Consider the following 8,420-nt stretch of genomic DNA (forward strand, 5'->3'; position numbering starts at 1 on the left):
CTCTTTATATAAAGACTTTTTTTATGCTTATTTTTCACAATAGAATTATTTAAAGTGTAAATTTTTAATTTAAACCGTTTCAAGCATATTTCTATTTTTTTATTGAAAAAAATCAAAAATCAACTAAGTTTCCTGACAATGACCACAAGAAAGCGTAACATTTATATATAATAATTTAAATATATAGTATTAACCTTTATGTAGGTTATTATTTTTCAATGGTTAAATCCATCCAAAATATAAAAATAAACTTTTTTATACGCGGGGGTGGTCGAGCGGTCAAAGGCGATAGGTTGAGGGCCTATTGAGGTAGTCTCTTCGCGGGTTCGATTCCCGTCTCCCGCATTTAATTTCAAAAACTTTTTTTAAAAAAAATTATATTTTAATTGTAACTTTTAAATTACAACCCTTTTTTAAATCATTAATTAAATCTTTATCCAAGTCTCTTGCAGCCTTATTAGAATTAATCATCAATGTACGATTACATGTAAAATCACTTTTTCGACAAACCATGTCAGTTGGATGATTAAGTGTTAATTTTGAACATCCAAAACCTATTATAGAGTCATGTGCATTATCTGTTTCTAATATCAATTCTATTTTTGTATTATCAGTTTTTATTTTTTCTTTTAAAGTACTTGGTAAATCATTTAATATTGTATTACTACAAACACCAATTATACAATCACCCTTTAGTGTTAATGTTTTATCAGTTGTTATTTCAAAAGTAGATTTATGATGGGACGTTATATTTTCATGTCCCCTTGCTAAAAAACTATACTCCATATAATCACGTAAAATCCTATTTTAAATTATTCCACTTAATATTTATAAAACTTATATTGAATAAATTTTATGGAAAACTAGAATTTATATTAGATTATTAAAATAATAGTAATATATAAAAGAATAAATTAATTTTAGATTTTGAAGGGAAATAAAATGGAAATACCTGATAAAGGAAATTATTGTTTAATTATTAAAATGAAAAATGATTGTACAATTAAAATAGGTGCAAAAGGAAATATTGATTTTAAAAAAGGTTATTATGTTTATGTTGGTTCAGCATTAGGGACATTATCTAATAGAATAAAAAGACATCTATCTAATGATAAGAAAAAACATTGGCATGTGGATTATTTATTACTTAATAAAAATACTGAAATTAAAGAAGTGATATACACATACTGTACTAAAAAAATAGAATGTAATATAGCCTATAATATACAAGAAGATGCAACTAATTATATTGAAAGTTTTGGATGTTCTGATTGTAAATGCATGTCTCATTTATATTATTTTAACAACTATACTGATGCTCTAAATAGTAGTATTAATTCTTATAAAAAAATAAATTATAAACCATATACATGGTTTTAAACATATGAATAGAAGAACTCTTCAAATTCCTCAATACCCATAGGTGTTGGTGTAGAAAATTCCTGATTATTCATAATATTGTTTATAAGTTCAGAATAGATTTTTGACTGACTAGAATCAGGGAAAGTTTCAACAACTGTACTTGCCTTATATTCACTTGTCTGAACAAGTTCACATCTGGGAATTATACCCATAATCTTACTTGAAATAAGTGATGCAAACTCTGTAACCACTTCCACCTCATTTTTCACATTCCTACAGTTACAAATAATACCACCAAGTTTACCATTTAATTTCTTAATTCCCTTAGCAATATTATTTGCAGCATATAATGACATGTATTCTCCACTAGTTACAATATATACTTCATCAGCATAATCCTCACGTAATGGTACACTAAAACCACCACATACAACATCACCTAAAACATCATATATTACTAAATCAGGATCATTATCAAATGCACCAATTTTATCAAGTAGGTTCATTGCAACAATTACACCCCTACCAGCACAACCTACTCCTGGTTCAGGTCCACCAGATTCTACACATAAAGTATTATTATATCCTTCATATACAATATCTTCAAGTTCAGGTTGAGTATTATCTCTCATTGTATCAAGTATTGTTGGTATACGTTTACCTACCAATGTTCTTGTAGTATCAGCCTTAGGATCACAGCCAATAACAAATGTTGAATTATCATATGCTGCAGCCATATTTGATACTGTTGTTGATTTTCCTATTCCACCCTTACCATATATTGCTATTTTTTTTAAAACCATATTTTACACATCCTTTATTTGTACTTTTTTATACACATGATCATTTTCACGAACAATACCATTTATTTTTATACCTACATCTTCTTTTGAAACTTTATCTACATTCACTCCATTAACTTGCATGGATGTTACCTTCTCTGTAATACTACCAGTTTTATTTCCCTGAATTATTATAGTATCATTTACTTCTAAATCAGACCATAACTTAATTTCAGCCACATTGATTTTCTTATAGAAATTTGTTACCTGACCAATATCCACCTTTTTATATGTTGCCTTATTATCAAAACTCGTTAATTTAGGAGTTCTATAGTAAAATCCAGTGTCGAATCCCCTGTTAAATACTGAACTTAACTCTTTTTTCCATTTTAATAATAAATCAGGTGATTTTTTCTCCCATTCACCACTTTCATATAAATCAATTGCTTGTCTATAACAGTTTGTAACTGTTGCCACATAATCTGCAGGTCTTGCTCTTCCTTCTAATTTAAATGCATCTATTTTTGATTCTATTAAATCAGGAATATGTTCAATCATACACATATCTCTTGGACTTAGTATACGTGAATTTTCTATGGAATTGTTTTCAGGATTAGATAATATCAATTCCTTATTTTCTGTTGATTTAAGTACCCATTCCTGCCTACATGGTTGTAGACATTCTCCACAATTAGCATTTCTATCATAGAAATATGAACTTAAAAAGCACCTGCCAGATACTGCTACACACATTGCTCCATGAACAAATGTTTCAATTTCTATTGGAGATTTTCTTTTAATAGTACAAATATCCTTTAATGATAATTCTCTTGATAAAACAGCCCTTGATATTCCTAATTCCTTATATAATTTCAGTGCTTCTACATTTGTAATGTTTGCTTGAACACTTAGATGTAGAGGAATTGATGATTTATTTGCTATGTTAATCATACCCATATCTGAGATAATTAAAGCATCAACATCATATTGTTCCAGTTTATCTAATTGTTTCCCATATTTTTCTAATTGATTATCTGAAACTATAGTATTAGTACAAACATATAATTTTTTATTGTTATCATGACACTGAACTACTATATCTTTAATATCTCCAATATCAATATTTGCAACATTTGCACGCATATTATAGTCAGTAATTCCCACATATACAGAATCAGCATTGTTATTTATTGCAGCACTTACTGAACGTTTATCTCTTGCTGGTGCTAATAATTCAACCATATTATCAGAAACCTGTAAAAAAAGATTAAAAAAAAGATTTAAAAAAGTGATTTATTCATTATCTAATAAATCATCTGGTATAACTGTTGGATAATCCCCAGTTATACATCCTAAACATAAGTCTTCCCTTGGAGTTCCTATTGATTCTACCAGTCCCTCAATACTAATATATCCAATAGAATCAACACCAATTTCATCACATATTTCTTCAGTAGTTCTATCCACTGCAAGTAACTCTTCTTTTGTAGCCATTGCAATTCCATAGAAACAAGGAGATATTATTTCTGGACATCCTACTAGTAAATGAACTTCACTTGCTCCAGCATCACGTAACATTTTAATAATAGTTTTTGAAGTTGTACCTCTAACTACACTATCATCAATAACTATTACACGTTTATCTTTAATTACTGAATTAAGTGTGTTCATTTTAAGTTTTACTGCAATATCCCTATCTTTTTGTGTTGGCATGATAAATGTTCTTCCAACATACCTATTTTTAATTAAACCTTCAGCATAAGGTATTTTAGATTCACGAGCATAGGCAAGTGTAGCTGGAATTGCAGAATCTGGAACTGCTATTACTACATCAGCATCAATTGGATATTCCTGAGCTAATCTTTTACCCACATTTAATCTAACCTCATAAACACTTTTATCAAAGATTATACTATCTGGTCTAGCAAAATATAAATATTCAAACATGCAATTAGCAGTATGTTCTTCTTTTGGTAGGAAATAACTTGTTTCTTTTCCATTGTCTATTTCTAATATTTCACCAGGTTCTATTGAACGAATATATGGAATATCTAAAGAATCAAAAGCAACTGTTTCTGATGCTATTACTAAAAATTCATCACTTCTACCTAAAGCCAATGGTTTCATACCTAGAGGATCTCTTACAGCATACAATACACCATTAATTAATATAACTAATGAGTATGATCCTATTAATTTAGAACATGTTTTTTGAATTGCTAATACAACATCCCCACTTTTATTATATTCATCTATTATAAGATGACATATTACTTCAGAATCTGTTGTAGATTTAAATTCATGATTTGATTCTAATAATTCCTTTCTTAAACTAGTAGAATTAACAATATCTCCATTATGTCCTATGGATATTATTATATTTTCTTTATGTTCTACAAATGGTGAACAGTTTTCATGAGATGAATCTCCTGTTGTAGAGTATCTTACATGACCTATTCCAACATTACCATTTAATATATCAAGTAGATTGTTATCAAAAACATCTGAAACTAAACCCATACCTACATGAGTATTTATTCTTCCTTCTTTTAAAACACTTATTCCTGCAGATTCTTGTCCTCTATGTTGAATAGTATACAAACCAGAGTAAATCCAAGAAGCTACATCTACTGATTCATCATAAGAGTATACACCAACAACACCACATTTATCTTGCAAATCATTTTGCACGTTTTGTCTCCCCATATTATATTATTATATTATAAAAAAAAATTGAAGTTGAAATAATTAATTATAATATTTAATTTAGATTTTTCAAAAATTAAAAAACATAAAATAAAAAAAATATAAATCCATATAATAATATAAATTCAATATAAATATTAAAAATAATATTAGCTATCTATAAATTATAAAATATAAAAAATAAATATCCGAGGGATTTAAATGCGTTTATTAAATGATTTAATTGGAAAAGAAGTTTTAGACCATACAGCATTAGTTATTGGAAAAGTTAAAGATGTGGAAATAGATACCTCATCAAATAAAATTGAATCTGTTATCATATCAAAAGGTGGAATTGGTGAAAGTATTGGAATTTCTAAAGCTGAAAGTTTAGTTCCTTTTGAAATGATAAACCGTATTGGTGATAAAGTAATTCTTAAAAAAGCAATAAATGAAGCAGAACAACTTGTTGAAGAATTAGAAAATGAAATATAAGGACATATTACAATGACAGACTATAAAAATAAATTAATAAACTTATTAAAAGAAAATAATGTAATTAAATTTGGAAAATTCACATTATCTTCAGGACGTGAAAGTGACTACTATGTTGATATGAAAAAAGCAATAACTGAACCTGAAATACTAGATTGTGTAGCTCATCTTATAACCAATGAAATAGAACATGATAATATTGATAAAATAGCAGGACCTGCATTAGGAGCAGTTCCTATTGCTACAGCAACATCATTAATATCAAAAAAACCAATGTTAATGATTAGAAAAGCTAAAAAAACATATGGTACAAGTAAACAAATTGAAGGTGAATTACTTGAAAATGATGATGTTGTAATAGTTGAAGATGTTACAACAACTGGTGGTTCTTTATTAAAAGCCATAAATGTTATTGAAGATAATGGTGGAAATATAGTTAAAGCATTTGTAATTGTAGATAGAGAAGAAGGTGCTCAAGAAACATTTAAAGAAAATAACATTGAATTCACACCACTTTTAACTATTAGTGAATTTAAAAAATATTTATAATTCTAACTAAAAAATAACTCTATACTAAATAAAAAACAAGTTATTTCTGTAGATACCAACACCACATTTAATAAATAAATATTTAAACTATTATATTATATAAAAAAAATATATTATCATACGAGGGGATAATATGAATTCAAAAGAAATTATTGGAATGAAAATAATAGATAAAAATGCAAAAGATGTTGCAAAAATAGCAGAAATTAGTTTTGACACAAAAACATATGGAATAACAAAAATAATTGCTTCAACTGGAAATCCTATAAGTAAAAAATTTTATGAAATAGATCCTAAAAATATACTTGCATTAGGAGATTATTTATTAATTGACACAACTGTTGAAGAATTATCTCAAAATAAATTAGATAAAATACCTGAATCTACAGGAACAAACATAAAAATTAATGAAAGTGTTGGAAAAACTGTAATTGATGCTGATGGAAATGTTGCTGGTAAAATAGCTAATATTGATATTAACTTTGATAATCTTGAAGTTGAAAATGTAACTCTTGCAAAATCTTCATCATTTGGAAAACCAAAGGATATCTACACATTATCTAAAGAGGATATTGAAAGATTTGGAGATTATGTTATTACTAATAAAAAAATTCCAAATTCAGAAAAAGTAGATGAAGAATCTGAAAAAACAGAAGAAAAAACCGTGGATATTGAATAAGAATAAAAATATTTATTCTTAATTATTTTTTTTATATTAACTTTTTTAATTCATCTAAATTTAATTTAATAAAATCCCTAGCTTTATAATCAGACAATAATTTATATTGTTTCTTATGTGTTTTTTTATATGCTATTTCCAGAACTTCTTGTAACTCCTCAATATCTGTATTTATTATTATATTCAGTTGTTTTTTCTGCTTTTCATTTAAATTATCCAGATTACTTTTAACAGTTGAGTTAAATTTTTTAACTACATTAGTATTTCTTTTTATTACTGTACCCATTAAAAAGGAGGGTGTCATTGTAAATAGAAAATCATATTCTTTTAAATCATTGTAAGTTATTTTATCCACCATAAATTAATCTCCATTAATATCTTTCATAGATATAATATATTATTTTAACGAAATAACATTATTTTTTTATCTATTTAATAATTTATATTATATTCATTATTTAAACAGAGAAAATAGAATATATAATTCAATATACGAATAAAATTCCATTATTCTTTTATAAAATTTGATTATTATATATTAAAAGAAATATATAATTATATCTATTAAATGAATTCTTTTATTTTTTGTAAAATAATATCTAAAATTCATTAAATAGATCAAATTCGAAAAATAACAGTTAACTATCACTCAATACATCTAAAAACAGAGCTATTATGAGTATATTCTTTTAATAAAAACAAGTAACTAATCCACCATATCTATAGAATATGAAAAAATAGTAACTTAATAAATAAAAAAATATCTTCAATTATATACTATTAACAATAACAACAAATAGTTTAATACTACCACAAAAAATATTATGATAATTAAAAAGAACAAATACAACTGAAACAAATAATATTTTGAAATAAATAGAATTAACTCTATTTTATCTTAAAATACTACTTTTTTTTAGAAAAATAGCCCAATTACATCTTTAAAACTCAAAAAAAGAAATATTTTAGAAAAAAGATTTATATGCTATGAACTAGTTAAATAATAGTAAGTTAATTATCTACTAGATAATTAACATTTTTTGACTGAAAAATAAATTATATCCAAATTATATAATTATAAGGAGGTTTTATAATTAAGGGTTATCATGTAGCAATTCTATTTGTGGTGATAATTACACTACTAATAGGATCAGTTGCAGCTGCAGATACTACTTCAAACACTACAACATTTAATAAACAGACAAGTAGTATTTCTAGCACAACTACCCCTGAAGTTCAAAAAACACAAGCAACAACACACAAATCAATAGAAAACTCAACACAAGCAACACAAAACACCCAAATTAAAACAGAAAACACAAAAATACAAACTGTAACTAATGCAAATAAAGTTACAACAAACAATAAAGTAGAAAATACAAGTATAACAAAAACAAATAAAAGTTTGAAAAGTAGTAGTGCTAAAACTGCAACAAAAACGTCAGTCACATCCATTAGAGGAAATAAAGGCGCTAAAATTACTATAAAAGCAACAGTAACTACAAATAATGATTTAAAAGTAGTTTCTGGTAAAACAGCATTTAAAATAAATGGAAAAACAATAGGCCAATCAACAGTAAAAAATGGAGTTACAACACTACCATACACAATACCAACAAGTTGGGCTGATGAAACATATAAAATCACCGTTGTTTATGGTGGAAATAATCAATATGCTTCATCAACTGGAACAGGAACACTTGGTTTAGATAAAACTGTTCCTACAAAAACACAAGTTACACCAATAAAAGGTAAACCTGGACAAAAAATCAATATACAAGCAACAGTAACAACACAAAAAGGTGCAAAAGTAACATCAGGAAACACAGCATTTAAAATAAATGGAAGACCAATAGGCCAATCAACAG

At 26.3% G+C, this 8,420-nt stretch carries 10 protein-coding genes and 1 tRNA gene; 6 read left to right on the forward strand and 5 right to left on the reverse strand.

Annotated elements, in window-relative coordinates; all coding sequences use genetic code 11:
• Positions 1–261 precede the first annotated feature (261 nt).
• Positions 262–345: transfer RNA gene (locus tag A9758_RS06650), tRNA-Leu, on the forward strand.
• A gap of 30 nt (positions 346–375) precedes the next feature.
• Here the strand turns inward: A9758_RS06650 and A9758_RS06655 are convergent.
• A complete protein-coding gene (locus tag A9758_RS06655; protein WP_011406699.1) occupies positions 376–786 on the reverse strand; it encodes a DUF371 domain-containing protein in 411 nt (136 codons plus the stop codon).
• 156 nt (positions 787–942) lie between these two features.
• Between A9758_RS06655 and A9758_RS06660 the strand changes: the two genes are divergently transcribed.
• Positions 943–1,380 (forward strand): DUF123 domain-containing protein, encoded by a 438-nt coding sequence (locus A9758_RS06660; RefSeq protein ID WP_048059751.1) that lies wholly within the window; start codon positions 943–945, stop codon positions 1,378–1,380.
• Here the strand turns inward: A9758_RS06660 and cfbC are convergent.
• The 3 genes from cfbC to purF are packed head-to-tail and all read right to left on the reverse strand — an operon-like array spanning position 1,377 to position 4,850.
• Complete coding sequence (gene cfbC, locus A9758_RS06665) at positions 1,377–2,165, reverse strand: Ni-sirohydrochlorin a,c-diamide reductive cyclase ATP-dependent reductase subunit (RefSeq protein ID WP_011406701.1); 789 nt, start codon at positions 2,163–2,165, stop codon at positions 1,377–1,379. The genes A9758_RS06660 and cfbC overlap by 4 nt on opposite strands.
• A gap of 3 nt (positions 2,166–2,168) precedes the next feature.
• Entirely contained in the window at positions 2,169–3,386 is a 1,218-nt protein-coding gene (locus A9758_RS06670; RefSeq protein ID WP_011406702.1) for a peptidase U32 family protein, read from the reverse strand.
• Between the two features lie 51 nt (positions 3,387–3,437).
• Complete coding sequence (gene purF / locus A9758_RS06675) at positions 3,438–4,850, reverse strand: amidophosphoribosyltransferase (protein ID WP_011406703.1); 1,413 nt, start codon at positions 4,848–4,850, stop codon at positions 3,438–3,440.
• 201 nt (positions 4,851–5,051) lie between these two features.
• On the opposite strand from purF, the gene A9758_RS06680 reads away from it, so the two are divergent.
• From A9758_RS06680 to A9758_RS06690, 3 genes are all read left to right on the forward strand, one after another.
• Positions 5,052–5,324: a PRC-barrel domain-containing protein gene (locus A9758_RS06680; protein ID WP_011406618.1), complete on the forward strand. Its 273-nt coding sequence runs from the start codon at positions 5,052–5,054 to the stop codon at positions 5,322–5,324.
• A 12-nt stretch (positions 5,325–5,336) separates the two neighbouring features.
• A complete protein-coding gene (gene pyrE / locus A9758_RS06685; RefSeq protein WP_011406619.1) occupies positions 5,337–5,873 on the forward strand; it encodes an orotate phosphoribosyltransferase in 537 nt (178 codons plus the stop codon).
• Between the two features lie 133 nt (positions 5,874–6,006).
• Positions 6,007–6,552: a PRC-barrel domain-containing protein gene (locus A9758_RS06690; RefSeq protein ID WP_011406620.1), complete on the forward strand. Its 546-nt coding sequence runs from the start codon at positions 6,007–6,009 to the stop codon at positions 6,550–6,552.
• Positions 6,553–6,583: 31 nt separating this feature from the next.
• Here A9758_RS06690 and A9758_RS06695 read toward each other — a convergent pair whose 3' ends face one another.
• Complete coding sequence (locus A9758_RS06695) at positions 6,584–6,910, reverse strand: hypothetical protein (protein WP_011406621.1); 327 nt, start codon at positions 6,908–6,910, stop codon at positions 6,584–6,586.
• Between the two features lie 765 nt (positions 6,911–7,675).
• On the opposite strand from A9758_RS06695, the gene A9758_RS06700 reads away from it, so the two are divergent.
• Positions 7,676–8,420, forward strand: a 745-nt coding sequence (locus A9758_RS06700; RefSeq protein WP_143740885.1) for an Ig-like domain repeat protein, incomplete at its 3' end; no start/stop codon positions are given.

The sequence above is a fragment of the Methanosphaera sp. A6 genome, from assembly GCF_001729395.1.
GTDB classification, from domain to species: Archaea; Methanobacteriota; Methanobacteria; order Methanobacteriales; family Methanobacteriaceae; genus Methanosphaera; species Methanosphaera stadtmanae.